Source organism: Halobellus rarus (assembly GCF_024494595.1).
GTDB classification, from domain to species: Archaea; Halobacteriota; Halobacteria; order Halobacteriales; family Haloferacaceae; genus Haloquadratum; species Haloquadratum rarum.
This window is the reverse complement of record NZ_JANHDI010000007.1, coordinates 284,163-310,471: the sequence shown is the minus strand read 5'-3', so window position 1 is coordinate 310,471 and position 26,309 is coordinate 284,163. Positions and strand designations below refer to the sequence as shown.

The following is a 26,309-nucleotide window of genomic DNA, read 5'->3' as shown; positions in this document are numbered from 1 at the left end:
CTCGCGGACAACAACGGGTCCACTCGCGGACAACAACGGGTCCACTCGCGGACAACAACGGGTCCACTCGCGGACAACAACGGTTTCATTCACGGATAATAACGGTCCCGTTCACGGAACAGCGACGGGATCACCGGACGACCGCACGGCCGAAGTAAAAAACGCGAGAGATCAAACCCGATCGCGGTCGAACTGCGTGAGGCCGAACTCACGCGAAGAGGAAGATGAGGACGCTCACGGCGACGGCCGCGAGGATGACCGAGACGGCGAACGCGCCGCCCATCGCGACGACGGCGTTCGCGTGACTGGCCAGCGTCTCCGTGCGGTCGTTGCCGAAGACCGTAACCTCCGCGCGTTCGACGGCGACGCCGGCCTCGACGGGTTCGAGGTCCGCGCGGGCCTCCGCGAGGAGGTCGCAGACGAGCGTCCGGAGTTCGTCCCAGTCGAGGGCCGCGCCGACCTGGTTGTCGGCCTCGACGGTGTTGACGATGTGCGTGTCGGTGGTCATCACCTCCGCCTCGTCGACGGGGCCGTCGCCGGACTCCGTCCGGCTGCTCGCGGGACCTCGTCCCGCCCCGTCGCCGGCTCCGCCGGCTACTCGGGACTCCTCCGAAGTCCCGCCCTCCACGAGCGCCTCGACGAGCTCTCCTCGGAGTCCCGGATCCATGTTGTTGCCGTCGATCAGCACGTACGCCGTCTCCTGGTCGTCGACGGCGGTGACCGCCACGCGGACGCCGAGGGGGCCGATCCCGTCGGCCGGCGTCCACGGCGTCTCGTCCCAGGCGACGCCGAGTTCGAGTCCGTGGCGGTCGGCCGTCGAAAGCCGCTGTCCGGAGACGCCGGCCGCGCCGATCATATCGAACGCGCGCTTCGATCCGGGGGTAATGTGACCCAGGTCCGGCCCGCTCAGGCCGTCGTTGGAGTTGTGCGCGTCGACGAGGACGACGTCGTCGAGACCGCTGGTGCGGGCCTCCGCCGCCGCCGAGAGGCCGACCCCGAACTCGACGTCGTCGGCGAACCCCGGCGCGTACGTCGAAACCAGGAGGGCGTCGTCGCCGAAGGCCTGTCCGAGCATCGACGCCTCGCCGGATTGGACCCGGACGCTGCGGGTCGCGACGTCGTCGTAGATGATGCGATCCGCCGCGGTTCGGGCGGCGTCGAGGATCTTGTCCACCTCGCGCTCGGTCACGAGGTTGAAGTCGTGGCCGGCGGTGGCGTGCGGCGGGAAGACGAGCCCCGAGCAGTCGGTGGCGACGCGCTCGGGGAAGTTGCCGCCGCCGATCTCGCCCATCGGACCGGGGTGGATCATCGGGAGGACGAACCGGGCCTTTTCGGCGCCGGGACCGTCTGTCGACCCCGCGCCCGAATCGCTGGCGGTCGCGCCACCGTCGGCCGCGACGTCCGTGGCTTCTCCGTCGTCGACCCGGCGGAACGAGAGCACCGAGACCGGCACGATCGCCTCCTCACCGAGTTGCTGGAAGAACTCCTCCAGTTCCCGCGAGCCCTCGGCGACGTGGCCGACGAAGCCGCGGAGGAAGTCCAGAAGCGAGACACCGAGACTCCGCTTCCAGGGTCTGTCGACGGCGACGATGAAGACGTAGACCGCGAGCGCGTAGATGCCGCAGGTGACCGCGAGCAGCGCGAAGTGCTCGGCGGTGATCGCGGAGAGCTCCGCGGGCGCGTCGGCCGAGCGGGCGAGATACGGCGTCAGATAGGCGTCGGTGAGCGGGCCGCCGACCTCGAGAAAGCGGAGGGTTCCGCTGTAGACGAACAGCAGGATCGCGGCGGCGAGCGTCTGGAGGCTCGCGGGAACCGACGCCACGACCACCGACGAGCGCGAGACCGCCATAATCACCAGCAACCGAAAGGCGAAGATCGAGGCGAGACCGACGACGAGCGCGTCGTAGACGAACTGCTGTTCGAGCGACGTGAGCACGGACACGATCGCCGCGAGCGTGACGATCGCCACCAGGATGATCTCCGAGACCAGCGCGAGCAGCGACGACCGGTTGGGGGTGAGTTTCCCCCCGACGAATCGATCGACGCCGGTCGTTCCGAAGGCGGCGACGACGGTCGGGATCCCGATGAAAAAGATTCCCTCCCAGGCGTCGCGGCCGAGGATGAAGAGCCCGCGCCACGTCCGGGCGTACGCGCCGGAGTCGAACGCGGCGATCCCGGCGAGCGCCGCGAGCAGGAGCGCGAAGGCGAGACTTGTGTACCAACTGGGAGCGCGGAAGATGAACCGGGACAGACTCGCGAGGTCGCTTTGGGTCGAGGTCATAACGGGTGGGATAGGACGGTGCCGAGACGCGAACGCGCTACTCGCAGATCGAGACGAAGTTGCGGAACACTTCCTCGCCGCGTTCGGTGTGAGCGACCTCCGGATGCCACTGCACGCCGTAGAGGTCCCGGTCGGTGTCGCTCATCGCCTCGACGTCGCAGACGTCGGACGTGGCGGTTCGCGTGAACCCCTCGGGCACCTCCTTCACCTCGTCGGCGTGGCTGGCCCACACGCGCGTCTCGGGAGCGAGCGAGCCGACGAGCGGGTCCTCGTCGTCGAGGATCTCGACGTCGACGTCGGCGTAGCCCCCGTAGTCGCCGGAGCCGACCGCGCCGCCGAGTTCCGCGGCGAGGATCTGCATCCCCAGACAGATGCCGAACACCGGGACGTCGAGGTCGAGGTAGGCGGGGGAGTTGCCGATGCGGTCCATATCCGGGCCGCCCGAGAGGACGATCCCGTCGGCGTCGATCTCCTCCGGCGGGGTGTCGTTGTCGAGGATGTCGACGTCGACGTCGAGGTCGCGGAGCGCGCGCCGTTCGAGGTGGGTGAACTGGCCGTGGTTGTCGATGACGACGATGCGAGTCATCAGTTGCAGACTCATACAGCGAAGAGAGGCAAAAAGCGCCCGGTCTGGAGCGCGTCGGCCGGCTGACGTTTCGTCTCCCCGACGCGCGGCGACTATCGCCTCGCCACGCCGACGACGTTCCTCGACGTGCGCAGGACGGCTGCAGCACCGGTCACGATCCGTCGGATTCGCGACGCTCGCGAGCGGTCGAGAACCCGAACTCCGAGGCCTCCTTCGCGCGGCGCTCCTCGCGGGCGGCGAACGCCTCGGGATCGGGTTCGACGCCGTCGTCGATGCGAGCGAACGAGCGGTGGATCTTCGCGTGACACCACCGGCAGAGCGCGACGGTGATCTCGTGGCTCGGTTCGTCGGCCCCCCCGGAGCCGTTCGCGTCGGGATCCGCACGGCCGACGCCGTCGCCGCCGCCCCCGTACGAGAGGTGGTGTTCCTCCAGCAGCGGCCGCGAGTCGTCGTGGGCGATCCGCACCGCTTCGAGGCCGCAGCGGACGCACTCGCGGCCGTCGGTGGTCGAACGGTAGTGCGGGCAGTCGCGGAACTGCCGATCTTCCTCGGCCGCGACGCAGTCGTAGTCCGCCGCGCGCCGGGCGGCCGAGAATTCGGGATCGTCACCCGCACGTGTGAGCGCGAACCGACAGCGGCCGTCGTCGGTGAGGTGATCGCAGAGCCCGGCGTGTTCGTAGGGGTCGTCGACGCCGACCGGCGTGCCCGTTGGCGTCTCCTCCATACACGGGGACTCGGCGGGCGCGGAGTTGAATCCGACGGTCAGCGAGTGGCTGCCGGTCCGGTGGGCGGACGGAGAACGCAGTCGCCAGACGTTTTATCCCATCGGGCACAGACCGGAACCTGTGCGAGTCGAACACGACGGTGAGACGGGAGTGCAGACCCTCGCGAGCGACGTCGACGTCGTCGACACGTTTCTCTCGCGAGCGCGAGGGCTGATGTTCAGGCGGTCGATCCCGGACGACTACGCGATGGTGTTCACCTTCGGCGACGCCGACGAGCGCGACCTCCATATGGTCTTCGTCCCCTTCGACCTCGACGCGCTGTGGCTCGTCGACGACGAAGTCCGAGAAAAAAAGCGTCTCCGGTCGTGGCGCGGACTCGGTGCCGCGGTCGCAGACACCGTCGTCGAACTCCCGGCCGGGGCCGCGGACGACGTCGAGATCGGCGACACCGTCCGGATCGTCGAGTAACCGGCTGCTTGGGGATCGTCGGGCACCCGGCCGCCGGGAAAGTGTAATTTAAATACCTGCACGACCACAGTCCGTGTGAGCACATGACTCGTGGTCGATTTATTCGGGGGTAACCCCAACAACCCCTTAGCATCCACCGTGGATTCTGACGACTCCGTACAGCTTCTAGATACGACACTGCGCGACGGCGAGCAAGCCCCGGGTGTGTCGCTGACGCCCGACGAGAAGGCCGACATCGCGCGCTCGCTGGACCGAGCGAACATCGAGTTCATCGAGGCCGGCAGCGCCTGCACCGGCGAGGGCGAGCGCGAGACCATCCGCCAGGTGACCGCGCTCGACCTCGACGCGACGGTGACGAGCTTCGCTCGGGGCGTGCAAAACGACATCGACCTCGCGCTCGACTGCGACGTCGACGGCGTGACGATCGTCGTCCCCGCCAGCGACAAGCACATCGAGCGGAAGGTCGGCACGACCCACGACGAGGTGGTCGAAAACACCGCCGAACTGGTCGAGTACGCGAAGGACCACGGCCTCTGGGTCGAGGTCATCGGCGAGGACGGCTCCCGCGCCGACCTCGACTTCCTCGAACGCCTGATGCGCGAGGCGCTCGACGCCGGCGCGGACCGGTCCTGCTTCGCCGACACCGTCGGGCACGCCACGCCGGAGACGGCCTACGAGTACGTCTCGCGACTGGCCGAGCTCGGCCCGGTGTCGACGCACACGCACGACGACCTCGGACTGGGAATGACGAACGTCTGGGCCAGCCTCGCGGCCGGCGCGGACCTCGTCCACGGCACGATCAACGGCATCGGCGAGCGCGCCGGCAACGTCGCGCTCGAAGAGGTCGCCATCGCCCTCTCGCACGGCTACGGCGTCGAGACGGCCAAACTGGAGGACCTCTACGACCTCGCACAGCAGGTCTCCCACGCGACGGGCGTCCCGCTGCCGCCGAACAAGGCGGTCGTCGGCGAGAACGCCTTCACCCACGAGAGCGGCATCCACACCGACGGGACGCTCAAGGACGACACGATGTACGAGCCCTATCCACCGGAACTGGTGGGTCGCGAGCGCCGGCTCGTCCTCGGCAAGCACGCCGGTCGCGCCGGCGTGCGCGCCGCGCTCGAAGAACACGATGTCGAGGTTTCCGAGGAGGAACTCGCCGCAGTCGTCGAACGCGTGAAGCGCCTCGGCGACCGCGACAAGCGCGTCACCGACGCCGACCTGCTGGCGATCGCGGAGGACGTCCAGGGACGCGAGCGCGAGCGGTACGTCGAACTGCTCGATCTCACCGCCGCGTCTGGCGGCGGTACGCCGACCGCCTCGGTCCGCCTCCGCGTCGGCGACGAGGAGCGCGTCGCCTCCGGGACCGGGAGCGGCCCCGTCGACGCCGCTGTCAAGGCGGTCCGCGCCGCGCTCGGCTCCGAGGCCGACGCGCAACTGGAATCGTACCACGTCGACGCGATCACCGGCGGCACCGACGCCGTCGTCACCGTCGAGGTGGAGATGTCGAAGGGCGACCGGACGGTCACCGTCGCCACCTCCGACTCGGACATCACCCGCTGCAGCGTCGACGCGATGGTCGAGGCGCTCGACCGACTGCTCGGGAGCGCCGCCGTCGAACCCGATACCGAATCGGAGGGCGCGACGCTGGCCGACGACTGAGAAGACTGTCGTAGTCTCTCGCCGGCGGTCGTCGCCGCGCACCGGCGGTCGGTACCGCTTCCTCAGCGGTCTTCGACGAGGTACGTCCAGCCGCCGCGTCGCTCGAAGCGGACTTCGGCGTCGCCCTCGGCGAATCGACGCTGCGCGTACTCGGCCACCTGCGCGGTCGCGACGTCGGTGACGTCGATCCGCCGGGTCGATCCGATGCGGTCCGCCTTCGAGTTCGACTTTTCGACTGCCGTCGCGTGCATACCTCCGGGTTCGGACGGAACCGGTATGTAAGCCATCCTAGTAGAGTGAAAGTGAAAAGTGGGAGACAGCGTCGAGGTCGCAGTCGATCGATCGTTTTTCGAAGCGAAGCGACGAGACGCGCTGCTCTGGGTTGATCTTCAGGAGCGCCAAGGTGAGATTTGAACCGAGCCGAGTCGGTCCTGCTCGCTCACTCCGTTCGCTGTGTGGGCTGCGACTCGTCGGGTTCAAATCTCACGTTACCCCTACGGCCACAATCAACGCGTCCCGCAGCGCGACGAGACGCGCTGCTCCGGGTTGATCATCAGGAGCGCCGAGGGTGAGATTTGAACTCACGTGTCCGAATGGACAGCAGATTTCGAATCTGCCGCCTTGGCCAGGCTAGGCTACCTCGGCTACACCCACAGATGATCGACGACGCGTTTAATCGGTTTCGATTTTGGCGGACCGCGGCGAGCGCGCGACCGATCCGTCACGGCGACCGGCTTAAGCCGCCGCGGGGGCAGACTCGCGTATGGACATCGACGACGCGACCGCCGCCTGCGAGGCCGTCCACGACGCGGTCTCGACCGCCGTCATCGCCGACGATCGGTTCCTCGAACGCGTCCTCCTCGGGCTCTTGGCCCGCGGACACGTCCTCTTGGAAGACGTCCCCGGGACCGGGAAGACCCTCACCGCCCGGAGCGTCGCGACCGCGCTGGGGCTCTCGTTCTCGCGCGTGCAGTTCACCCCGGATCTGCTGCCCTCCGACGTCACGGGGACGAACGTCTTCGACGAGCGCGATCGGAGCTTCGAGTTCAGCGAGGGGCCGGTCTTCGCGAACGTCGTCCTCGCCGACGAGATCAACCGCGCGCCGCCGAAGACGCAGGCCGCGCTCCTGGAGGCGATGGAGGAGCGGCAGGTGACCGTCGACGGCGAGACGCACGACCTCCCGAACCCCTTCTTCGTCATCGCGACGCAGAACACCGTCGAGAGTGAGGGGACGTTTCCCCTTCCCGAGGCGCAGATCGACCGCTTCGCCGTCCAGACCGAGATCGGCTATCCCGACGCAGCGGGCGAGGTCGAACTGCTGCGCCGTCGGGTCGGCCGCGACTCCCGCAGTCCGACCGTCGAGTCCGTTCTCGATCACGAGTCAGTCCGTGAGCTGCGAGAAGCGCCCGAGTCCGTCCGCGTCGACGAAGACGTGCTCGAATACATCTCCGAGGTGGCGCGCGCCACCCGGACGGACCGGCGCGTCGACGTCGGGGTCTCCCCGCGCGGGACGCAGCGGCTCCTGGAGACGGCGCGGGCTCAGGCGATCCTGGCCGGTCGGGGGTTCGTCACTCCCGACGACGTAAAGCGGATCGCCCGGCCGGTGCTCGCCCACCGACTGGTGCTGACGCCGGACGCGCGGGTCGACGACGTTGACGCCGCCGACGTCGTCGCGGACGTCCTCGACCGGGTCGAAGTGCCGACCGTCGACGCCGAGACGGTCCCGGAGTGATTCTGGGCTGCCGGTCCGCGCCACTCCGCGACTGGCCCGTGTTACTCCGCGACTGGCCCGCGTCACCCCGGCCGATGCCGAAGCACTGCCACGAGCACGACCGCCCCAAACAGGAGCAAGACGACTGCAGAGGTCGGCTGACCGCCGCCGGCGGCGAGGTAGACGCCGTAGACGACGCCCGCGCCGACGACCCCGACCAGGAGGCTCGTCGCCGCGTGGACGGTCTCCAGTCGCGCCGTGTCGGCGTCCCGGCCCAGTTGTTCGCCGACGCCGGTCGCGAACTCGCCGACGTCCCACGCGAGGACCGCTCCGAGCGCTGCGACCAGCAGCGGCTCGGCCCCGCCGCCGCGGATTCCCGCGACGAGCAACGCGAGCAGGAAGCACCCGCCGGCGATCGTCACGAGACGCCGGACGGGCGCGAACAGGCCGACTGCGAGGAGGGCGAGGCCGGCGATACCGACGGCGAGCGCCTCGATCGAGGTGAGTGCGAGGCCGAGCAGCGACGCGAACCCGGCGAAGAGCGCGACCGACGTTCCGAGCATCGAGGGACGCCGCGGTGGACCCGTCACCGCGACCACCGCCGTCGAGCGCGAACGACTTCTTTCGCGAGGGATTCGTCGCCCCAGTCGACGACGCGGACTCCCGCTCGCCGGAGCCCAATCAGGCGGTTCCGCCGTTCCAGCCGGGCGATCCGCCGGCCGAGTGACCCGTCCGTCGTGGCGTCCGGCGAGACGACGGTGACCGGGTGCCCGTAGGCGTCGAGACGACGGGCGGCCTCCATCGCGTGGTCGTCGACCAGCGGCGAGAAGAAGAGCACCTGCGCGTCGGCCGGGAGTCGGCGGCGCAGGCGCTGAACGTCGCGCGCCGTGCTGTGCGGTTGCTCCGGCGGCGCCGGCGCGAGCGCGGGATGAGAGGCGAGGAGTTCCCGGGCCCGACTCCGGTGGTCGCGCCCCGCGCCCGGCGGGAGCCAGCAGTCGACCGGCGACAGCGCGGCGATCCCGACCCGGTCGCCGGTGTCGAGCAGCGACGCGAACGCCCGTCTCGCGGCGTCGACGCTGCGCTCGACGGCGTGTCTGTGCTCCGGGTCGGCGGCCACGTAGGCGACGTCGCGGGCGTCGATCAGGAGGACGACCGCGGCCGCCCGTTCCTGACGGAACTCGACGGTCGACAGTTTCCCCGTTCCGGCGTAGCGGTTCCAGTCGATCCGGCTGAGCGGATCGCCGCGGCGGTACGCACGCGTGGAGGCGAACTCCAGCCCCGCGCCGACGACGTCCGTGGCGACCCGGCCCGCGTAGGGCGTCGTCAGCCCGCGGAGCGGGAGGTCGTCGGTCGCCTCCAGCGGCGGCGTGCACGACAGTGTCGTCCGCTCGTCGGGGTCGATCTCGATCTTGCGCTCGCGGCCGCCGGCGGGGTTTCTGGCCACGACGGTGAGCGGCTCCCAGGTGTGTGAGCCCCGCACCGCCTCGACGGCGTAGGAGAACGTCACCGAAGCGCCGGGGCGCAGCGCCGTCCCGAGCCGCGGCGATCCGTCCGTCACCGTCAGTCCCGGCGGGACGCCGTCGACGAATCGGAGATCGGAGAGGGTCCGTGTACCGGTGTTCCGAACCGTGAGAGACACGTCGACGGTGGACTCCGGATCGGGCGAGTCGTCCTCGACGCGCCGTTCGACGGACAGCGAGGGTTCCGGCGCGTCGCCGAACCAGGCGTAGGCCGTGTACGCGACACCGAGGCCGGCGACGAGGAGGAGCGCCGGGCGCTGCAGCACGGCGCCGAGCGCCCCGGCGAGCAGCGCCGCGCCCTCGATGCCGACCCATCGGTTGGTGTCGAAGGAACGACTCACCCGCGACCCTCCGTCCCGGCAGCGACGTCGTCCGAAACACCCTCGTCCGGCCTCAGCGAGTCATCCCGCTCGTCCGGCCCCAGCGAGGCGTCTCGATCCGCCGACTCCAGCGAGGCGTCTCGGTCCATCGGTAGCGCCGATGCGTCTCGATCCGCCGGGAGCACCGATCCCTCGCGGGCGTCGAGCGCCTCCACGGCGTCGAGCGTCCGTAGCGCCCGGGCGAGATACGACGACCTGGAGAAGACGAACCGGAGTCGCGTCGACAGCGAGACGGGGACGTCGGCCCCGAGAAATCGAGCCGCGACTGGATCGTCAGTCCAGTCTCCCGTATCGAGGACCCGCTCGGCTCGCTCGGCCGAGCAGTGTTCGCGGAGCCCGATCGTCTCGACAGCGACGTCGCGAATGCGCTGGCGCAACGTGCGCGGGTGCCGACGGCTGAACCCGGCGGTGCGGGTAGATCGGTCTCGGCCGCGACGTGTCGAGGGGCGCGGCCCTCGATGGCTCGCGGTGCGCCAATCGTCGTCGCCCGGGGCGGGCACGCGGTACCGGGACTCCGGCGTCCCCGTCTCGGTCTCGACGACGTTCACCTCGCGGCGGCCGAGCGCGTACCGAAGCCCCTGGATGCCGGCGATAATCCCGACGAGCACGACGAACGCGAACGAGGCGCTCACGCCGGGGACCACGACGCCCGCGAGACCTGCGAGTCCGAGGAGGACCGCCCCCGCTCCGACGACGGCGAGGAAGGCGTAGTCGCTCACGGCTCGTCACCGGCGTACGCCGATTCGATGCGTCTGAGCGCGGCGACGGCGCGGTCGGCGCGCGCGTCGGTCACGCGCTCGTCCCCGTAGCGGACCGCCTCGAACAGCCGGGTCAGTTCGTCGACGTCGTCGGGATCCATCCCCGCGTCGACCGCGGCCGCGGCGAACTCGCCGGGCGTGCTGCTCTGCGGGCGGTCGAGGTCGAGGTGGGCGGTCATCTCGACCCACGCGCGGTACACCTCGTTGCCGACGTCGGCGTCCGCCTCGATCCGATCCGCCGCGGTCCCGGCGGCCGCGCCGACGCCCCGGACGTCCGCCGACGGTTCCGCCACCGGCCCGTCCGTCGTCTCGTCGGCGTCGCGCTCTCGGCCAGTCGTCGTCGCGAGCAGGAGGATAACCGCACCGGCGAGCGCCACCAGGAGCAGCAGTCCGAAGAGGACCGTCGGGGTCGCGACCGATCCGTCACCTGCCGCACCCGATCCGAATCCGCCACCGCCCGTCGACATCGGGAACCCGTCGGGCGTTCCGAACTCGGGGATCTCGAACGCGAAATCCAGGCGGCAGGCGACGAGGATCCCCCAGAGGGCGACCAGCGGAAGTCCGACCGCTGCCGCGGTGGCGATCACCGAAGCGCGCGTTCCCGTCCGGCGGTAGACCGCGTAGTGACCGACGCCGAGCGCGACGAGCAGTCCGACGACGACCGGCGGCCGAGCGAGCACCGGAACGCAAATCGTTCCGACGTGAGCGGTTCCCGTCCCTGCGGGAGGACCGAACACCGGATCAGGCGGTTCGGCGTCCGGGGCTCCCGACGCACCGCCGAAGCCGCCGCCGGTGCCGCCGGTCACCGTGGTGTCGATAGTCGCAGCGGCAGCAGCGAGCGCGCCGACGGCGAGGAGGGCGAACGCGACTCGTCGGGCGGTCTCTCCGTCCACGGTCGTACCACGGCGACAGCGTAGAAAAGCTACCTGGCTCTCGGAGAGCAAACCGCCGAGCCGACGGCTTACCGCTTCCCTCCGGGGAACGTGAGGACCACCACGCCGGTCACGGAGTCCGAGCCCCGCTCGCTCGCGTCGGGTCCCTCGTCGGAACCGTCCCCGAAGGTGAGCTCCCCGCCGTTCTCGATTACGCACCAGTACGCGAGCCACAGCCCCAACCCCTCGGCGTGTTGCAGCGGCGTTTCAGACCCCGCAGAGAGCGTTTCGCGCTCGACCGCGGGAATGGGTGGACCGTCTGACTCGATCCGGATCACGACGCCGTCGCGACGCTCGACGCTGACCTGAATCGTGACTTTCCCGTCCTCGTCGTCCGCCTGACCGACGAGCAGTTCGATCAGTTCTTCGAGGGCCGTCGCGACCGAGCCGGCGTCGGGTAGTTCGACCTCGACGTTCGGTGTGCCGACGAACGCGAACGTCGCGTCCGGGTACGTTCGTCTCGCCTGGTGGACGACGCCGGCGACGATCGCGGAGACGTCGTGGTTCGTCGCCGGTTGTGCGTGAGAATCGTCGAGTTCGGACACTTTTCGGGCCTTGTCACTAACGGTGAGGAGGTCGTCCGTCCGGTCGAGGATCGAGCGTGCGGCTCGCTTGGTGTCGACGTCGGACCCGGTAGCGACGATGTCGGCGTAGCCGCGGACGACGTTCATGTCGTTCCGAAGGTTGTGCCGCAGAACCCGGTTGGCGACCTCGAGACGCTGTTCGTACCGATGTCGACCGGTGACGTCCCGGAGCGCCAGCGCGTACCCGATCTTTCCGCCGCGCTCGTCGGTCAGTTCCGAGACGCGGATGTCGTACGCCAGGTTGTTCGCGTCCGTCACGGTGGTGCCGTGGAGCTGTTCGAACGGCGTCTCCGGGAACGCCTCGTCGATCGAAGATCCGACGCTCGGCGGTGGGTCGAGGATCCGACGGGCGATGTCGTCGGTCTGGACGACGACCCGGTCGGAGTTGAGCACCACGAGGCCGTCGCCCATCGACTCGAGCGCCTGGCGGCGCGCGATCGGAACCCGTTCGAGCAGGTCGAACTGGTAGAGCCCGAGCACCAGCAGCAGCCCCGTGAACGTGAACGTGAACGGCGTCAGATCGAGAGACGGCACCGGACTGACGCCGAACATAAACGCGATGTTCGAGAGAAAGGACGGCAACGGAGCGACCAGCAGCACGAGTACCTGCTTCCAGTAGACGAGCGACCAGCGGATCCCGACGAGGAGGATCATCCCCATTCCGATCGTGACGGTGACGTAGGCGACGAGCAGGTGACCGTAGTAGAGTGGACCGAACGCGAGTTCGACCGCCGAACCGGGCGCGGCGACGGCCTCCGCGGGGACCGTCCAGACGAGTCCGTGAACCGAGTTCGTCGCGATCGCGAACAGCATCACGAGCGGTTCGAGGGCGAGCGCCGCCGCCCGTCGCGGCGTCAGCCACTCCGAGCGGCTGACGTACTGGACGACGAAGACCAGCCAGAGGAACGGGGCCAACGTCGAGAGCGCGAACGTGAGCTTCCACCAGAACACCTGCGCCGAGACGACGTCGTAGCCGAGTTGGACCGAGTACGTGAACGCCGAGAGGCCGATGACGGCCATCATCACGGTGACCTCGGGGCCGCATCGGGCGGCCCAGTTCCGCCATCCGGCGAGTGCCAGGGCTGCGTAGACCACGAGAGTCGCGAATCCGGCGGCAGACGTCGCAGTGAGTTCCCACGGCATACGTAGGCGGGTCGTCTTGTCCCGAGGAATCCCTGATACATCAAACCACCAGTCGGTAGACGGATCGGACAATCGGCTGACGAAGGTGGGGAACCGCCGACGAGATAGCCGGTTCGTGATGCATAAATTATATAACAAACCATAGCGACGGTCGGATAACCCACCGAGCGAAGTTTTACTATCGCGCCGGATGATCGACTGGCACAGCTCGTATGAGCGGAATACGCGAAACGACGGCTTCGACGCGCCTCGCCGGCCACTGGAACGCCCTCCTACCGTCCGATCGGCAGGTGATCGGCTGGATCGGAGTGAACCTGCTCGTCTTCGGTCACGTGGTCCTCTTCGAGACGCCGCTGTGGCTGACCTACGTCTACAACGGCCTGCTGTACGCCATCGGAATCGGGATCGCGATCCGCTTTTCGGACGTCCGGGACGTGTTCGTCCTCGGCAGCGTCGCGGGCGTGCTGGAGGTCGGCGTCGACGCGTTTCTCGTCTCGACCGGCTCGCTCGTCTATCCGGATTCCCTGCCGATGCTTCTCGGCTCGCCATTATACATGCCGCTGTCCTGGGCGCTCGTTATCACGTACTTCGGCTATCTCGGTCGTCGCCTCGACGACGCGGCCGGACCGATCGCCGCGACGGTCGGTCCGTCGGTCTCCGCGATGGTTCTCGTGGGGTTCTTCGAGTACGGCGCGCACTTCGCCGGGATCTGGCGGTACGAGTTCGCACCGTTCGCGATGCTCGGAACCGTCCCCGTCTTCATCGTCGCCGCCGAGGGCGTGATGTTCGCCGCGCTCTACTGGCTCGTTCGCCTCCGTCGGCCGCTGCTCGGCGGCGTCGCCTTCGCGGCCGTCATCACCGTCAGTTACGTCGGATCTTACACGCTGTTCGCGGCGCTCGGCGGGTAGGACCGCCCCGGAGAGAACTCGAAGTCGCCAAGAGGGGTTCACACCGCCGAAACGACGACCGTCGCGGTCGTCGATTCGGCCGGCGAGACGACCTGGATCCGGAACGCGGCGGCGACCGGCGTCGCCTCGCCGGCTCGCTCCTGCAGGACGACGCCGTCGACCGACCGACAGGGCCCGAACGCCCGTCCCGGGCCGCCGGGACAGTTCGTTTCGGCCCAGGCCGTCGCGGCCGCATCGGCGAACGTCACTGTGAGCGATCGGCTCTCCCCGGCGTGTCGTTCCGCCAGCCGATCGACGTCCGCCGAGACGTCGGCTCGGATCCGTTCCGCGACGACGCCACGTTCTCGCCGCGAGTCGGCGTTTTCGCCGCCATCGACACTGTCGTCTCCCGCCTCGTCGCGGACCGCGGCGCGGAACGACGCCGCGAGGTCGCGTTCGATCCCCCCGATCGAGGCGACCTCGACCGCGCCGGCCCCCGTCCGATCGGCGTCGTAGCCCAGTTGGGCGTAGGCGAGCGTCATCGAGAGGAACGCGACCGCGACGACCGCGGCGGCGACGAGGACGACTTGTGCGCGGTCGGCGTCGCGGTCGTCGGTCGCCCCTCGGCGAAACGGGTGCGATCGGCGGCTCACACGTACCACACCCGGATGGTGACCGTACAGCGGCCCGTCGGGAGCGCCGCGCGCCCGCTGGGAGCCCCGTTCGGCTTCGGCGCGCCGATAGTCCCGTGCGGCGTCTCGACGCGACCGAAGACCGACGTCGGGAGCACCACGTCGAGGCGGTCGTCGAGCGCGCCCGCCTCGACCGCGAACGCGCGCTCTGAGCGGCAGGCCGCCGAGAGACGACTTCGTCCCTCTCCGACCGGGGACTCCGCGTCGAGGACCGCCAGCGCGTCCGCGGCGGTCCGGTCGAGCGTCGTTTCGGCGCTCGTCCCCGCCTGCTCGGCCGGAACCCAGAGGAACCCGGCGACGACCGAGAGGATCAGCATCGCTCCGACGGCCGCCTCGACCAGGGAGGTCGCGAGCTGGGCGCGGTCCTCGGCAGGTCGTCGCGCGGCGCGGTCGGCGATGAGTCGACCACTCGAATCGCCCTCACGCACCGACGGTCACCACCAGCCGTTCGACAGTTCCGGTTCGCGCGGTCCACCCGACGGTCGCGGTCCCGCCCCCGCGGCCGCTGGACTCGAACTTCACGGTGAGCGGCCGCCGCCGCGGGACCGAGACGTCGTAGCTGCCGTCGAGCCCCGACGGATCGTGGAGGACGACGCGGCCACCGGCGCGAACGGTCGTGAGGGTCCGAAACCGACCCGTCTCTACGTGGATCGACACCCGACCGTCGTGGTCGTCGACGACGACCTCGCTTCGGTCGTCCAGCCCGACGCGTCGGGCTCGCGGAGTCGACTCCACCACCCGCACGCGGCGCTCGATCCGGACGGCACGAGCGTCGACCGGCCCGTCCGAACCCTCGCGTTCGAGGAGGACGTCTCCGCCCAGCGAGACGCGGACCGACCGCCCCCGGATCGGCGGCACCGCGTCGTCGAGCGCCGCCGCAGTCAGGTTCGAGACGGGACCGGCTCGGAGCGCGTTTCGACCGCGCGTGTGTGCCGCGTCGTCGTCGACGAGGTGCGCCGCGAGCGCCTCGGCGGCACGGGTGGCTTCCGGCTGTCGGTCGGCGTCGGCGAGCGCGTCGTTGGCGAGCGTGGCCCCCGCCACCGTCACGGTCGTCACGACGACGAGCGCGACGGCGAAGCCGATCAGGTTGGCCTGGGCGCGTGCGGTCATCGCTCCCCCGCCGCGGTCGCGCCGTCACCGAGCGTGACGCGGATTCCGCGCTCCTCGCTCCCGACGACCCGGATCCACGACGGCGACGCGCTCGTGGCGGCGCCGCTGACGACCGTCCTGTCGGGAAGGGAGAGGCGAAGCCGTCCACCGATCCGTTCGTCGGGATGGCGGAGTGTCAGGACAGGCACCCCGTCGACCTGTCCGGCGACGACCCGATACGGGTCGCCGTGGATCGTCTCGGGGAGCCGAAGCCCGGCGCGGCGGTCGATCCGGACGGCGTCGTCCGGTGGGACCGCGGCCTCCGTCCGCTCGGCGGCCGCGACGAGCGTTCGGTCGCCGAGTTCGGTTCCGACGCTCGCCCGGTAGTCGGGAGCGACGCCACCGAAGAACGTCGCCGTCAGCAGGGCGACGAACAGCACGCCGACGCCGAGTTCGAGCGTCTTCCCCACGACGGGCGAGAGCCCCCGGTCGGACGGTTGCGGTTCCGCTGGGCCGACACGTCTCGGATTCACCGTCCCACCGCCAGGTCGAGTCGGACGTCGTGGACGACGAGGTGGACGGTCCGTTCGCCCTCGAAGGACGCCACGACGCTCGGAGTCCCGTCGCCGTCGATGTCCCGGCGGGTCGTGGTCGCGCCGCGCTCCCGCAGGTGCCGTTCCCACGCCGCCGGCGTCGACGTCTCGATAGCGATTCGGTAGGAGGACGTCGGAAGTCGCTGGCGGGCGGCCTCGCCGTCGGTCCGGAGCGTCACCGCGAGCCGGTGGTCGCCGGTCGAGACGCCGTCCGCGCCGCTGGCGTTCAGGACGGGCACGCCGACGTACAGTCGTCCCTCGGCGGCGGCGATCCGACTCGGGGCGGACACCCGGCTGCGACGCGGGTCGCTCTGGACGACGGCTCCCGCGAACCCCGTCACCCGCTGGTCGCCGTCGGCGTAGACGACGGCCCCGGCGTGGCCCGCCCAGACGACGCCGTCGTCGTCGAGGAGCCACACCGTCCGGTTCACGACTTCGATCGTCCCGCTCGCCAACTCGACGGTCGTCTCCCGCTCGCCGGTTCCGGGGCCGAGCGCGGTTTCGAGGTCGTCGCCGACGCGGGTCGCCGACGCCGACGCGGCGCCGTCCTCGACGATCGATCCCGCGGTCGCGGTCAGTCCGCCCACCGCGAGGACGGTGAGCCCCAGGAGAATCGCGACGCCGACGACCGCCGCCTGTGCGCGGTCCGCCCGACGGGGGGTTGCCGTGACGGCGGGATCCGGACGCCGATCCGGACTCACACCAATCCCATTCCCGTGAAGACGACGTGACAGACGGCGACGAGACAGCCCGAGTGGAGCAACGCCTCGTACTGTCCGCGGCTGGCGACCCCGGAGAACCAGCCGGCGGCGAGCATCGTCGCCTGCGTCGTCACGTACACGCGGTACTGGTCGCGCGCGAGGTCGACCGCGCCGGGATCGACCGCGACGCCCGAGAGCTCCGACATCGTCGAGAGGCGGTCGAACCCCGCGAAGACGTTGGCGCTCGTCGCGACGCTGATACCGATCACCAGCAGCGCGGTCGTCCACCCGACGGCGACGTAGACCAGCATCCCCGAGCGGAGCGCCCGCTTCTCGTGGTAGAGCCGCCCCACTTCGCCCTGGAGCGTCTCGAAGACGACGCCGGTGTCGCTGCCGGCGTCGAGCGCGCCGATCACGAGGCCGACGGTCTGTTCGGCCATCGGCGTCCCGACCCGCTCGACGAAGCGATCCAGCGCGGCCGTCCGCAGGTCCGTCTCCGCGTCGCCGGGCGTCGTGAGGTGGAGGTTCATCGAGAGGTCCGCGACGTCGCGGTTCAGCGGCCCCAGGTCCACGTCCCGCGCGACGTGATCCACCGCCGCCGAGAACGGCCGGCCGAGGTTGACGTGCCCGGAGACGGCGTGGACGAAGTCCTTCAACTCGTGGTCCTTCGCGTCGTCGAGTCGGGCGCGGCGGACGGCGACGATACCGACCGGGATCGAGAAGCCGACGTAGCCGACGAGCAGCGAGACGACGGTGTCGACGCCCAGACTGACTGCCGCGACGAACGCCGCGATCCCGATCGGCGCGAACGCGACGGCCGCGCTCGCGGGGTTCCGCGTCGCCGTCCGGAGGCTATCGAGCGTGCTCGCGGGGCGGCGGTAGACGACGTGCTGATCCGGCGGTCGGAGCCGGGAGACGAGCGCGGCGGTCGCGCCCCCGACCAGGAGGATGAACGCGGCGCTCCCGTACACGACTAGCGCGCGGAGCGTGACGGAGCCGAACGGCGTCCGCACGGGCGCGGAGAGCCCGGGCGCGACGATGCTCATCACGGTGAGCACGATCACGAGCAGCGCCGGCAGGACGAGCAGCACGACGAACAGTTCCGCGAGCAGTTCGAGAAATCCCGCCGCGCGCTGGCGGTCTCTGTCCTGCTGGTGGCGCAGCATCCGGCTCTCCATCGAGAGGTACTCTCTGAGCGCGTTCGATCCCTGATCGGCGTGCTCGCGGAATTTCAGGAGGAACGGCGCGAGGCTGTCCTGCGCCGGGGTGTCTCTGGCGACCCGGCGCAGCCCCTCGTCCACGTTGCCCGTCATCGCGGCGGTGTTGAGCGCCTTCCGGAGGGCCACGGCCGTCTCACCGTAGGCGTCGGTGTCGGCGACGCGGCGAAGCATCGCTCGTCGCCCGTCGCTGCCGGATGCGAGGACGTTCAGATAGCGGACCGCGCTCGGGAGCGTCCGTCCGATGTTCGCGCGCCGCGCCGCGGAGAGCCAGCGGAGGTAGCGACCGGCGGCGTAGACGACGACGAGGTGGACGCCCGCGGCGACGAGTGCTCCGACGACGCCGACCGCAGCGGCGACTTCCGTCCGAGAGAGAACGATCCGTTCCGGCACCGCCGGCCCGCTCGCCTCACCGCCGAAGCGACCGATTCGTTCGAGGGCGGCCGCCGCTGTCGCTTCGACGACGCCGGTGGGAAGAAGCAGTCCGATCCCGACGACCACGCAAGCGACGAGCAGTGCGAGCGCCCACGAGAGCGCGTAGACGCGGGCCACATAGAGATCGAAGGCGACCGTGACGTTGGTGCCGCGGTACGCGCGCCGATCCCGCTCGTGTCTCCGCGAGTCCGCGCGGCTGGCGAACAGGGCGTACGCCGCCCGGTCGAGCGGGCCGAGAGAGCGGTCCGCGTGGGGCATCGATCGATCGCCGCGGCTCCGGGGCCCGTCCGTGACCGCCGACCGCGCCGTGTCCGGACCGCTCACGGGCGGTCGCTCCGGCACGTGTCGTCGACAGCGGCGTCGCCGCGGGCGTCGATGCCGTCGAGATCGTCGGGGTCGTCGAAGCCGCCGACGCCGCCGCCGAACTCACTCGGATCAACGTTCCGAGCGCCGCCGTCCGTCCGAGTCCGGTGCGCCCGCTGTCGTCGGACGCGCTCGACGGTCGCGGCCTCGTCGGTCCGGAGGTCCGAGAGGAACCCGAACAGCCGGTCGACGTCGCGTTCGCCCTCCCGGAGGAGGTACTCGACGTAGCCGCGCTTGCGCCGGAACTCGCGTTCGACCTCCGCGACGTCGCTGTCGGTCGCGGCGGCAATGCGGTGGAAGACGCGGAGCGCGCTGTGGTGCGTCTCGCCCGCAGTCGCGGCGTTCTCGCCGCCGAGTTGGGGGTGGTCGTAGGCCATCGCGAAGGAGCCGTCGGTCTCGCGCCACAGCAGCGTGTTGTAGTACAGCGTCGTGCCGTCCTTCTCGACGACGCCGGTCCGCGCGGAGGCCGGCAATTCTCCGTACTCGGACTCGGTGAGGAGTTCGACCGCCGAGCCGACGTAGCGCTCGCCGTCGACTCGTCGGGGAAACACGACGAGGTCGAGTTCGCGCAGGAGGTAGACGGGCAGGCCCTGCTCGACGACGCGGTTGACGAGCGTCTCGATGTCTTCGGCGTGCGTGGTGCCCACGACGCCGTGGCCCGTATTCAGCACCTCAGCGAAGGTCTCGAACGACTCGGGCGTGTTGACCTCGGCGATGACCTCGACGTCGGGATTCAGGTAGTTCGCCTCGGTCATCAGGTCCGCCATCGAGACGCGCTTGTACGCGTTCTCGTGCTCGCGCGTCGTCAGCGAGACGCCCGTCTCGTGCGGCAGGTACACCTCGCGGGAGCCCTCGTCGATGCTGATCGGGCGGTGGTCGTACGGGATGAAGGGCATATGGGCGTTCATTAACGTCGTCTTGCCCGCGCCGGTCGGTCCCGAGAACAGCACGACGCGGTGGTGCTCGTACAGCAGCCACAGGAGCGTCACCAGTTCGATCGGGATCGACCCGAACTCGACGAGGTCGATCGGCGTCAGCGGCGACGACGCCTGCTTGCGGATCGAGACGTGCGGGCCGTCCTCGGAGATCACCGGCAGCGCCACGGCGCACCGGATCGTCTCTCCGTGGCCGGAGGCGTCGGGGGCGACGCCCTCGGGGCGGAGGTTCACCTTCGCCGAGGGCTGACTGGCGCTGAGTTCGACGCCGTCGGCGGCGGCGAGTTGGGTCACGACGTTGACGAAGCTCGTCTCGTCCTCGAAGGCGAGGTTGGTCGGGACGCGCTCGCCCGCGCGGACGACGTCGGCGCGGGGGACGACCTTGATCCGCTCGCCGACCCGGTTCGCCTCGACGTCTTCGAGGTGGGGGTCGCGGATCGGAACCGTGAGGACCCCTTCGCCGACGTAGTCGCGGAGGACGTAGTAGACCAGGTCGTCGAGGCGGTCCTGGGCGTACCGGCGGTCGACGGGCGGGACGCCGAGCCCGTACGCCGAGAGGGCGTCGCGAACGCGGTAGCGCGTCGCCTCGAACCACGCGCGGGTGTTGCGGGCGGTGAGTCGACGGGAGAGGAACCCCCGGGCCCGCTCGCGGATGAACGCCGTCCGGTCCTCGACCACCTCGTCGACGTTGGCCTCCCAGATCCGGTCTTTGCACTCGGCGATCAGTTCCTCGTCGCCGGGCAGGAGGTCGGGTTCGAGGACGGCGTACTTCGCGTCGAATCGGTCGTCGCCGAGGAGTCGGTCGCGGTGGACGACGACGTCGACGTCGAAGCCGGCGAAGGAGACGGTGTAATCGCGGAGTCGCTCGCCCGCGACGCGCGTCGCGAACGGCGCGTCCGCGCGGAACTCCGTCACCGCCGGCGCGTAGTTCTCGGTGTGGACGACCAGGGCCCCGTCGGTCTCGCCCTCGACGTCGACCACGTCGACGCGGTCGTCGAGCGCGATCGGCGTGACGGAGCCGAGCAGGCGTAACTCACACAGCGCGTAGTACTCGATCCGACGGCGTGCGCCGGGAGCGACGTCGAGTAGCCGATCGAGGACGCGGCGGTACTTCGCGGGCATCCCCGCGGCCGCGCGCTCGGCCGTTCCCTGGCGGGTGAGCGGCCGCCGGACTTCGAGGCCCGAAAAATACGCCGTCACCGACTCCAGCGCCCGCTCTGCGTCCGCCCCGAGCGCCGGTTCTCGGAGGTGATAGGCGAATCCGACGCCGTCGGCGGCGTCGCGAACCGTCGCGACCACACCCGGAGTTATCTCGTACTGGGCCCGGATCGGTTTCGCGTACCACGCGCCGGCGCTATCGGGCGGTTCAGGCGCGGGGACCGCTGGTGTTTCGCTTCGACTCGACTCCCGTTTCGCCCCCGAAGTCATCCCCGTACTCCGGGGGTGCCTCGATCGGTCATACCGTCGGTTCGTTCGTTTTCGTATATAAACTCTGACGCCGATTATCTAACGAGAGAATCGGGGGACGGAACGCGGATCCGTGTCGGTCACGACCGGGGTCGGTCTCGCTGTCAGTACCGCACCGCTTAGGTACAGCCGATGCGAGCGTCTCGAACGTGACGCGCAGCAAGCCCGCCCAGAGTGTCGCCCGCTCCGTCGACGGCGAACGCGCAGCCGACCTGCTCCGATCGGTACGCGATCACGAGCTCCCTCCGTGCCTCCAGTCGCTCGTCACCGAGTATCGGTCGTTCGAGGGGGCGCGTCCGCTGTTCATCTGGCAGTGGGTCCACCGACTCGCGCCGAAGAACACGATGCCGGTCGTCGATACCGAGCACCGCCAGCGGGTCGCGACGAACAAGACGATGCTCGTCCTGTTCGTCACGATCCTCGACGATCTCGTCGAGAAACGGCGAGATTACGAGACGTTCGACGCGATCACCCGACTCGTTCGGCTCCGGCGCGACGACACCACGCCGGAACCGATCGAGACGTACGGCGAAGGCGTCGACGAGGAGTACGTGGCCTTCGCGAGGGACGTCTGGACGACGCTCGTCGATCGTCTGGAGGACGCGCCACAGTACGACAGGTACGCCTCGCTCTTCCGGTTCGACGTCAGACAGATTCTCACCGCGATCGAGTACAGCACGCTCGTCATCAGCAGTCCCGAACTGGCGACGAGGGCCGACCTGGACCGGTACGAGACGCACAACATGGGGATGTTCAGTTACCTCGACATCGACCTGATGCACGCCTCGGCCGATCACACCGAATCGCTCTCGCTCCTCAGGGAGGCCGTCGACGCCGGGCAGCGGATGGCTCGGATCGGCAACTGGCTCAGCACGTGGGAGCGAGAACTCAGGGAGGGCGACGTCAGTTCGGGCGTCGTCGTCGCCGCCCTCGAACGCGGGGTGATCGATCCGGCGGAACTCCCGGCGGCCGACGGCGAAGCGGACGTCTCGGCCGAGGTCGATCGGTTGATCGACCGCATCGTCGAACGCGGCCTCGAATCGGAACTACTGGACGAGTGGAACGAGGAGTACCGGCGGCTCCGCGCGCTGAGCGAGCGGACCGACGCCGTCGATCTGGGCCCGTTCGTCGAGGGGACGAAAGACGTCCTTCGGTATCACCTGGCGAGCCGCGGCTACAAGTGAGTCCGGGCGTCGCGAGCGCGGTCGCCCACGGGTCGGACGATCAGACGCCGCCGAAGCGCTCGCGCTCGCGACGACACACCTGCTCCCAGACCGACAGGAGCGAGCTGCCGAGGCCGTAGCGCTCGTCGACCGCGCGAACCCACTCGTCGTCGGTGAAGAGCAGGTACTGCAGGCGGCGGACGGTCGGATCCAGGTCCTCGATCGTGAGGTCACCGGTGTAGTAGCCGACCGTCTGCGAGCGCGTCTCCGCGATCAGTTCCGGCGGGACGCCGATCCCGCACTCGGCGGCGACGTAGTCGAACCACTCCAGGTGGAGGATCGCGTCGGCGAACGCGAACCGATCGGCGAACCCCGAGACCGAGTCGAGCGCCGGCGCGCCGCGGGAGACGACGTCGCCGGGGCGGCTGAACCGCGGGAGCGAGACGTGGTCGATCGTCGCCGCGTACTGGTCGGCGACGCGTCGGAGCCGCCAGCCCGCGTACGCCGTCGGCCCCATCAGGGCGAGTTCGTACCAGACCGGCGTCCACTCCAGAAAGGGGAGGCCGAACGCGGCGTCGGCGTACAGGTCGGCGGCGATCAGTCGGTTCACCGCGGGCGCGACGTCCGCGCCCGTCCGGCCCGCCCGCATCGCCGTCTCGGCCTCGTCGATGAACCCCGGGAGGTCACCCGTGTGAAAGCCCATCCCGTCGGCGACGCGGAGCAGGTACTCTCCGCCGGGGCGGAACCAGTCGGCGAAGTCCGACGCCGTTCGTGCGCGCAGCAGCGAAAAGACGCTCACAGGAGGGATAAGGCAGCCGATCGTATATATCGTCTCGTTTTCCATACCGCCGACGATCGTCGTTTCGAGGGACGACCGACGCTCACGGGTCGTCGTCGAGTTGCTCGGAGAGCCCCCAGTCGGCGGCGCGGGACTCCGCCTCCGCGCGGGCCTGCTCCCGGATCGCCTCGATCGACTCCGCGTCCGCGAGGAACGCCTCGACGGCGCTCGTCCCGCCCTCCGCCGTCAGCCGATCGTCGGGCGCGGCCTCGCGCGTCCGATCGAGGAGCGTCTCGTCGGCGGCCAGTCGTCTCGCCGGCGCGAGCGGGTCGACGCGGAGCTCCTCGACCCGATGGGCCGCCGCCAGATCCTCGGGCGGGAGCTCGTAGACCGCGGCGTGGAAGAGGCTCCCCGAGAGGGCGTCGAGCGCGTCGTCGCCGCCGCCGTCGCTCGCGGGGTGATACGCCAGGACGGGGACGCCGTCCTCGAAGGTCACCACCGCGCGCTCCCCGTCGCCGAGCAGGATCGAGCCCTGCGGTTCGAAGACGACGTAGCCGGTGAGCTCGCGGTCGAGGACGGTCGCGAGCGTCTCCCCGACGTCGGCGTCGGTCCTGGATCGACGCAGTTCGCCCTCGGGGATGTGACCGTCGACGACCATCGTCAGGGTCGGTCCGGGACGACCGCGCTCCGGAAGCGGTCGGCGACCCCGTCGGCGTCGCCGGCGCGGACGTCGAGGTTCGCCGCCGCCTCGTGGAAGGCGTCCGCGGCGGGGTCTCTCGGCGCGTGCGCGAGCAGCGGTTCGCCTGCGCGGCGGGCCGCGCGCACCGCGTCGCTCTCGGGGACGCTCGCGAGCGTCGTCCCGCCGAAGTAGCGCGCGGCCTGCTCGGCGATCGACTCGACGTCCTCGTCGGGTCGGACGCGGTTGAACAGCACGCCCGCGGTCTCGGTGCCGTACGAGCGGGCGTACTCCTGGACCTTCAGGCCGTCAGAGAGAGAGGGGACCGTCGGCTGGAGCACGACGACGACGCGGTCGGCGAGGACGACGGGGAGGACCGCGCTCTTCGAACCGAGCGCCGCCGGCGAGTCGAGCAGGAGGACGTCGGTCCCGGCGGCGAGCTCGGCGACCACCTCCCGGAGCCGTCCCGGATCGGCCTCCTCGAAGGCGGTGAGGCTCGTCCCGCAGGGGACGACCGACATCCCGAAGCGGTCGTAGACGGCCGCCTCGATCGGAACGTCGCGCTCGGCGACGAGTAAGTCGTGCAGCGTCACGTCCGCGTCGTCCAGGCCGGCGTGAAACAGCAGGTTCGCCATCCCGGTGTCGGCGTCGATGACCGTGACGTCGTACCGCTCGGCGAGCGCCATCCCGAGCGCCAGCGTGCTCGTCGTCTTCCCGGTGCCGCCCTTGCCGCTCGCGACGGCGAACGCCTCGACCATACCCGGGAGTCGCGGCGGGCGAATAAAACTCTTCGAGTCCGATTCTCGGGGTTGATTCCGTCTCGACGGGACGGATCAGCCGTCGGCGTCGGAGCGGGGCGCTTCGCCCTCGGGACAGAGCGCGTCGAGCGGGAGCGGTTCGACGAGGTCTGCGGCGCTCTCGTAGGGGTCAAGCGCGCCCGCGGCGACCCGCGTGTCAGCGCCGACCCCACCTGCCGGCCGCGACGCGTCCGCGTGCTCGAACACGCTCTCGACGAATGCCTCGCGTGCCGCGTCGTTCTCGAAGAGGCCGTGGAGGTAGGTTCCGAGGACGCTTCCCCGTGCCGCGCCGAGCGTCACCGGTTCCCGGCCGTCGCTCGCGAACGGGAACCGGACCGGCGGCGACAAGTCCGTCTCGGCCGTCTGCGTCTCGGCCCGTCTCGTCTCGGCCGTCCGTCTCGTCTCGGCCCGTCTCGTCTCGCCGGCGTGGATCTCGTAGCCCTCGACGGTGCCCGTCGCGCTCGCGAGCGGACCGCCCCCGTCGAGCGTCCACCCGACGGGAGCGACGCGCTTCCGACGGGAAAAGGCGGTCTCGACGGGAAGCAGACCGATCCCGGGAATCGTCGTACCGTCGTCGACGTCGCTCTCAGTGCCCTCGAACTCGGCGTCGACGAGGCGCTCCCCGAGGAGTTGGTACCCCCCGCAGAGGCCGACGACGGGACCGTCGAATCGCCGTAACCGCTCGTGGAGGCCCGCCTGCCGGATCGCCCGGAGGTCGTCGGCGGTGTTCTTCGTGCCCGTCAGGACGACGGCGTCAGCGCTCGACACCGACGCGTCGAGGGGAACGAACGCGACGCGGACGCCCGGGACGTCGACGAGCGGGTCGACGTCGGCGGTGTTCGACGCCCGGGGGAGCCGCGGGACGGCGACCGTGACCGCCCGATCGTCGGGGACGCCGTCGTCGCCGCCGCGGACCTCGCGCTCGCCCGCCGCCGGCAGCGAGACGCTGTCCTCGTCGGGGAGGCCGGGGTCGTCGTACGGAAGCACCGCCAGCACGGGGACGCCGGTCCGGGACTCGATCTCCGCGATCCCGGGATCGAGCAGCGAGCGGTCGCCGCGGAACTTCGTGATCGCGACGCCGACGACGCGCTCGCGGACGTCCTCGGGCAGCAGTTCCAGCGTGCCCAGAATCGAGGCGAAGACGCCGCCGCGCTCGATGTCGGCGACGAGCAGGATCCGCGCGTCGGCGAAGCGCGCGGTCTCGACGTTCGCGAGGTCGCGGTCGTGGAAGTTGATCTCCGCGATCGACCCCGCGCCCTCGGCGACGACGACGTCGTGCGCGGCCGCGAGGCGCGCGTGGGCGGCCTCGGCGGCGTCGCGCGCCTCGCCCCAGTGCGCGTCGTAGTAGTCGCCGGCGGCGTAGTGGCCGACGGCGACGCCGTCGACGACCAGTTGGGACTCGCCCTCGCCGCGGGGTTTCAGGAGGACGGGGTTGTGGTCCGTCGTCGGCCGAACGTCCGCCGCGCGCGCCTGGACGTACTGGGAGACGCCGATCTCGCCGAAGGCGGGGTCGGCGGAGTCTGGCGCTTCCCGTTCGTCGGTGCCGCGGACCGCGCCCGGTCGGACGACCGCCCGCGCCTCGTTGCTCATGTTCTGCGCCTTGAACGGCGCGACGTCGACGCCGGCGTCGGCGAGGCGGCGACACAGTCCGGCAGCAACCGTGCTCTTGCCGACGTGACTGGCCGTGCCGGCGACGAGGACCGTCTCAGCGGCCATCTCCCTCGGGGACCGACGAACCGTCGTCCGTCGGCTTCCGGCCGTCGGGC

At 70.3% G+C, this 26,309-nt stretch carries 25 protein-coding genes and 1 tRNA gene; 5 read left to right on the top strand and 21 right to left on the bottom strand.

Annotation, left to right across the window (positions count from 1 at the left end; translation table 11 throughout):
* Positions 1-208: 208 nt before the first annotated feature.
* From NO876_RS09800 to NO876_RS09790, 3 genes are all read right to left on the bottom strand, one after another.
* Positions 209-2,281, bottom strand: coding sequence for a DUF2070 family protein (locus NO876_RS09800; RefSeq protein ID WP_256421495.1), 2,073 nt, complete (start codon positions 2,279-2,281; stop codon positions 209-211).
* Positions 2,282-2,318: 37 nt separating this feature from the next.
* Entirely contained in the window at positions 2,319-2,867 is a 549-nt protein-coding gene (locus tag NO876_RS09795; RefSeq protein ID WP_256421494.1) for a GMP synthase subunit A, read from the bottom strand.
* A 151-nt stretch (positions 2,868-3,018) separates the two neighbouring features.
* On the bottom strand, positions 3,019-3,591 hold the full coding sequence (locus NO876_RS09790) for a DUF7097 family protein (protein WP_256421493.1): 573 nt from the start codon (positions 3,589-3,591) through the stop codon (positions 3,019-3,021).
* A gap of 121 nt (positions 3,592-3,712) precedes the next feature.
* Between NO876_RS09790 and NO876_RS09785 the strand changes: the two genes are divergently transcribed.
* The gene (locus NO876_RS09785) at positions 3,713-4,060 is read left to right on the top strand and encodes a DUF192 domain-containing protein (protein WP_256421492.1); all 348 of its coding nucleotides are present in this window, start codon (positions 3,713-3,715) and stop codon (positions 4,058-4,060) included.
* 90 nt (positions 4,061-4,150) lie between these two features.
* Positions 4,151-5,722 (top strand): (R)-citramalate synthase, encoded by a 1,572-nt coding sequence (locus NO876_RS09780; protein ID WP_256421491.1) that lies wholly within the window; start codon positions 4,151-4,153, stop codon positions 5,720-5,722.
* Between the two features lie 62 nt (positions 5,723-5,784).
* Here NO876_RS09780 and NO876_RS09775 read toward each other — a convergent pair whose 3' ends face one another.
* Both NO876_RS09775 and NO876_RS09770 read right to left on the bottom strand, forming a co-directional pair.
* On the bottom strand, positions 5,785-5,973 hold the full coding sequence (locus NO876_RS09775; protein WP_256421490.1) for a hypothetical protein: 189 nt from the start codon (positions 5,971-5,973) through the stop codon (positions 5,785-5,787).
* A 309-nt stretch (positions 5,974-6,282) separates the two neighbouring features.
* A tRNA-Ser gene (locus NO876_RS09770) sits at positions 6,283-6,367 on the bottom strand.
* A 118-nt stretch (positions 6,368-6,485) separates the two neighbouring features.
* Here NO876_RS09770 and NO876_RS09765 point away from each other — a divergent pair.
* Positions 6,486-7,454 carry an AAA family ATPase gene (locus NO876_RS09765; protein WP_256421489.1) on the top strand — a complete coding sequence of 323 codons (969 nt, stop codon included), beginning with the start codon at positions 6,486-6,488 and terminating at the stop codon, positions 7,452-7,454.
* Between the two features lie 62 nt (positions 7,455-7,516).
* Here NO876_RS09765 and NO876_RS09760 read toward each other — a convergent pair whose 3' ends face one another.
* From NO876_RS09760 to NO876_RS09740, 5 genes are all read right to left on the bottom strand, one after another.
* Positions 7,517-7,996, bottom strand: a complete 480-nt coding sequence (locus NO876_RS09760) for a DUF7519 family protein (protein ID WP_256421488.1) — start codon at positions 7,994-7,996, stop codon at positions 7,517-7,519.
* Positions 7,997-8,019: 23 nt separating this feature from the next.
* The gene (locus tag NO876_RS09755; protein WP_256421487.1) at positions 8,020-9,294 is read right to left on the bottom strand and encodes a DUF58 domain-containing protein; all 1,275 of its coding nucleotides are present in this window, start codon (positions 9,292-9,294) and stop codon (positions 8,020-8,022) included.
* Complete coding sequence (locus NO876_RS09750) at positions 9,291-10,052, bottom strand: DUF7269 family protein (RefSeq protein WP_256421486.1); 762 nt, start codon at positions 10,050-10,052, stop codon at positions 9,291-9,293. Before NO876_RS09750 ends, NO876_RS09755 begins: the two co-directional genes overlap by 4 nt.
* Positions 10,049-10,984: a DUF4129 domain-containing protein gene (locus NO876_RS18020; RefSeq protein ID WP_256421485.1), complete on the bottom strand. Its 936-nt coding sequence runs from the start codon at positions 10,982-10,984 to the stop codon at positions 10,049-10,051. The genes NO876_RS09750 and NO876_RS18020 overlap by 4 nt, the downstream gene beginning before the upstream one ends.
* 68 nt (positions 10,985-11,052) lie before the next feature.
* Positions 11,053-12,750 carry a histidine kinase N-terminal 7TM domain-containing protein gene (locus tag NO876_RS09740; RefSeq protein WP_256421484.1) on the bottom strand — a complete coding sequence of 566 codons (1,698 nt, stop codon included), beginning with the start codon at positions 12,748-12,750 and terminating at the stop codon, positions 11,053-11,055.
* 212 nt (positions 12,751-12,962) lie between these two features.
* On the opposite strand from NO876_RS09740, the gene NO876_RS09735 reads away from it, so the two are divergent.
* Positions 12,963-13,658, top strand: a complete 696-nt coding sequence (locus NO876_RS09735) for a DUF6989 domain-containing protein (RefSeq protein ID WP_256421483.1) — start codon at positions 12,963-12,965, stop codon at positions 13,656-13,658.
* A 38-nt stretch (positions 13,659-13,696) separates the two neighbouring features.
* On the opposite strand, the gene NO876_RS09730 is transcribed toward NO876_RS09735, so the two are convergent.
* The 7 genes from NO876_RS09730 to NO876_RS09700 form a co-directional block, all read right to left on the bottom strand.
* A complete protein-coding gene (locus NO876_RS09730) occupies positions 13,697-14,290 on the bottom strand; it encodes a DUF7261 family protein (RefSeq protein WP_256421482.1) in 594 nt (197 codons plus the stop codon).
* Positions 14,287-14,757, bottom strand: a complete 471-nt coding sequence (locus NO876_RS09725) for a DUF7262 family protein (RefSeq protein WP_256421481.1) — start codon at positions 14,755-14,757, stop codon at positions 14,287-14,289. Before NO876_RS09725 ends, NO876_RS09730 begins: the two co-directional genes overlap by 4 nt.
* Positions 14,750-15,439: a DUF7263 family protein gene (locus NO876_RS09720; RefSeq protein WP_256421480.1), complete on the bottom strand. Its 690-nt coding sequence runs from the start codon at positions 15,437-15,439 to the stop codon at positions 14,750-14,752. The genes NO876_RS09725 and NO876_RS09720 overlap by 8 nt, the downstream gene beginning before the upstream one ends.
* The gene (locus NO876_RS09715) at positions 15,436-15,951 is read right to left on the bottom strand and encodes a DUF7266 family protein (protein WP_256421479.1); all 516 of its coding nucleotides are present in this window, start codon (positions 15,949-15,951) and stop codon (positions 15,436-15,438) included. Before NO876_RS09715 ends, NO876_RS09720 begins: the two co-directional genes overlap by 4 nt.
* The gene (locus NO876_RS09710) at positions 15,948-16,712 is read right to left on the bottom strand and encodes a DUF7289 family protein (protein WP_256421478.1); all 765 of its coding nucleotides are present in this window, start codon (positions 16,710-16,712) and stop codon (positions 15,948-15,950) included. Before NO876_RS09710 ends, NO876_RS09715 begins: the two co-directional genes overlap by 4 nt.
* Positions 16,709-18,622, bottom strand: coding sequence for a type II secretion system F family protein (locus NO876_RS09705; RefSeq protein WP_256421506.1), 1,914 nt, complete (start codon positions 18,620-18,622; stop codon positions 16,709-16,711). Before NO876_RS09705 ends, NO876_RS09710 begins: the two co-directional genes overlap by 4 nt.
* Positions 18,623-18,684: 62 nt before the next feature.
* On the bottom strand, positions 18,685-21,090 hold the full coding sequence (locus NO876_RS09700) for a type II/IV secretion system ATPase subunit (RefSeq protein WP_256421477.1): 2,406 nt from the start codon (positions 21,088-21,090) through the stop codon (positions 18,685-18,687).
* Between the two features lie 188 nt (positions 21,091-21,278).
* On the opposite strand from NO876_RS09700, the gene NO876_RS09695 reads away from it, so the two are divergent.
* Complete coding sequence (locus tag NO876_RS09695) at positions 21,279-22,313, top strand: hypothetical protein (RefSeq protein WP_256421476.1); 1,035 nt, start codon at positions 21,279-21,281, stop codon at positions 22,311-22,313.
* A 40-nt stretch (positions 22,314-22,353) separates the two neighbouring features.
* On the opposite strand, the gene NO876_RS09690 is transcribed toward NO876_RS09695, so the two are convergent.
* The 4 genes from NO876_RS09690 to NO876_RS09675 all read right to left on the bottom strand — a co-directional run bounded on the left by NO876_RS09690 (position 22,354) and on the right by NO876_RS09675 (position 26,259).
* The gene (locus NO876_RS09690; protein WP_256421475.1) at positions 22,354-23,091 is read right to left on the bottom strand and encodes a DUF8116 family protein; all 738 of its coding nucleotides are present in this window, start codon (positions 23,089-23,091) and stop codon (positions 22,354-22,356) included.
* A gap of 82 nt (positions 23,092-23,173) precedes the next feature.
* Entirely contained in the window at positions 23,174-23,728 is a 555-nt protein-coding gene (locus NO876_RS09685; protein WP_256421474.1) for a DUF8054 family protein, read from the bottom strand.
* A 2-nt stretch (positions 23,729-23,730) separates the two neighbouring features.
* The gene (locus NO876_RS09680; RefSeq protein ID WP_256421473.1) at positions 23,731-24,504 is read right to left on the bottom strand and encodes a nucleotide-binding protein; all 774 of its coding nucleotides are present in this window, start codon (positions 24,502-24,504) and stop codon (positions 23,731-23,733) included.
* A 75-nt stretch (positions 24,505-24,579) separates the two neighbouring features.
* Positions 24,580-26,259 carry a cobyric acid synthase gene (locus NO876_RS09675; RefSeq protein ID WP_256421472.1) on the bottom strand — a complete coding sequence of 560 codons (1,680 nt, stop codon included), beginning with the start codon at positions 26,257-26,259 and terminating at the stop codon, positions 24,580-24,582.
* Positions 26,260-26,309: the final 50 nt, after the last annotated feature.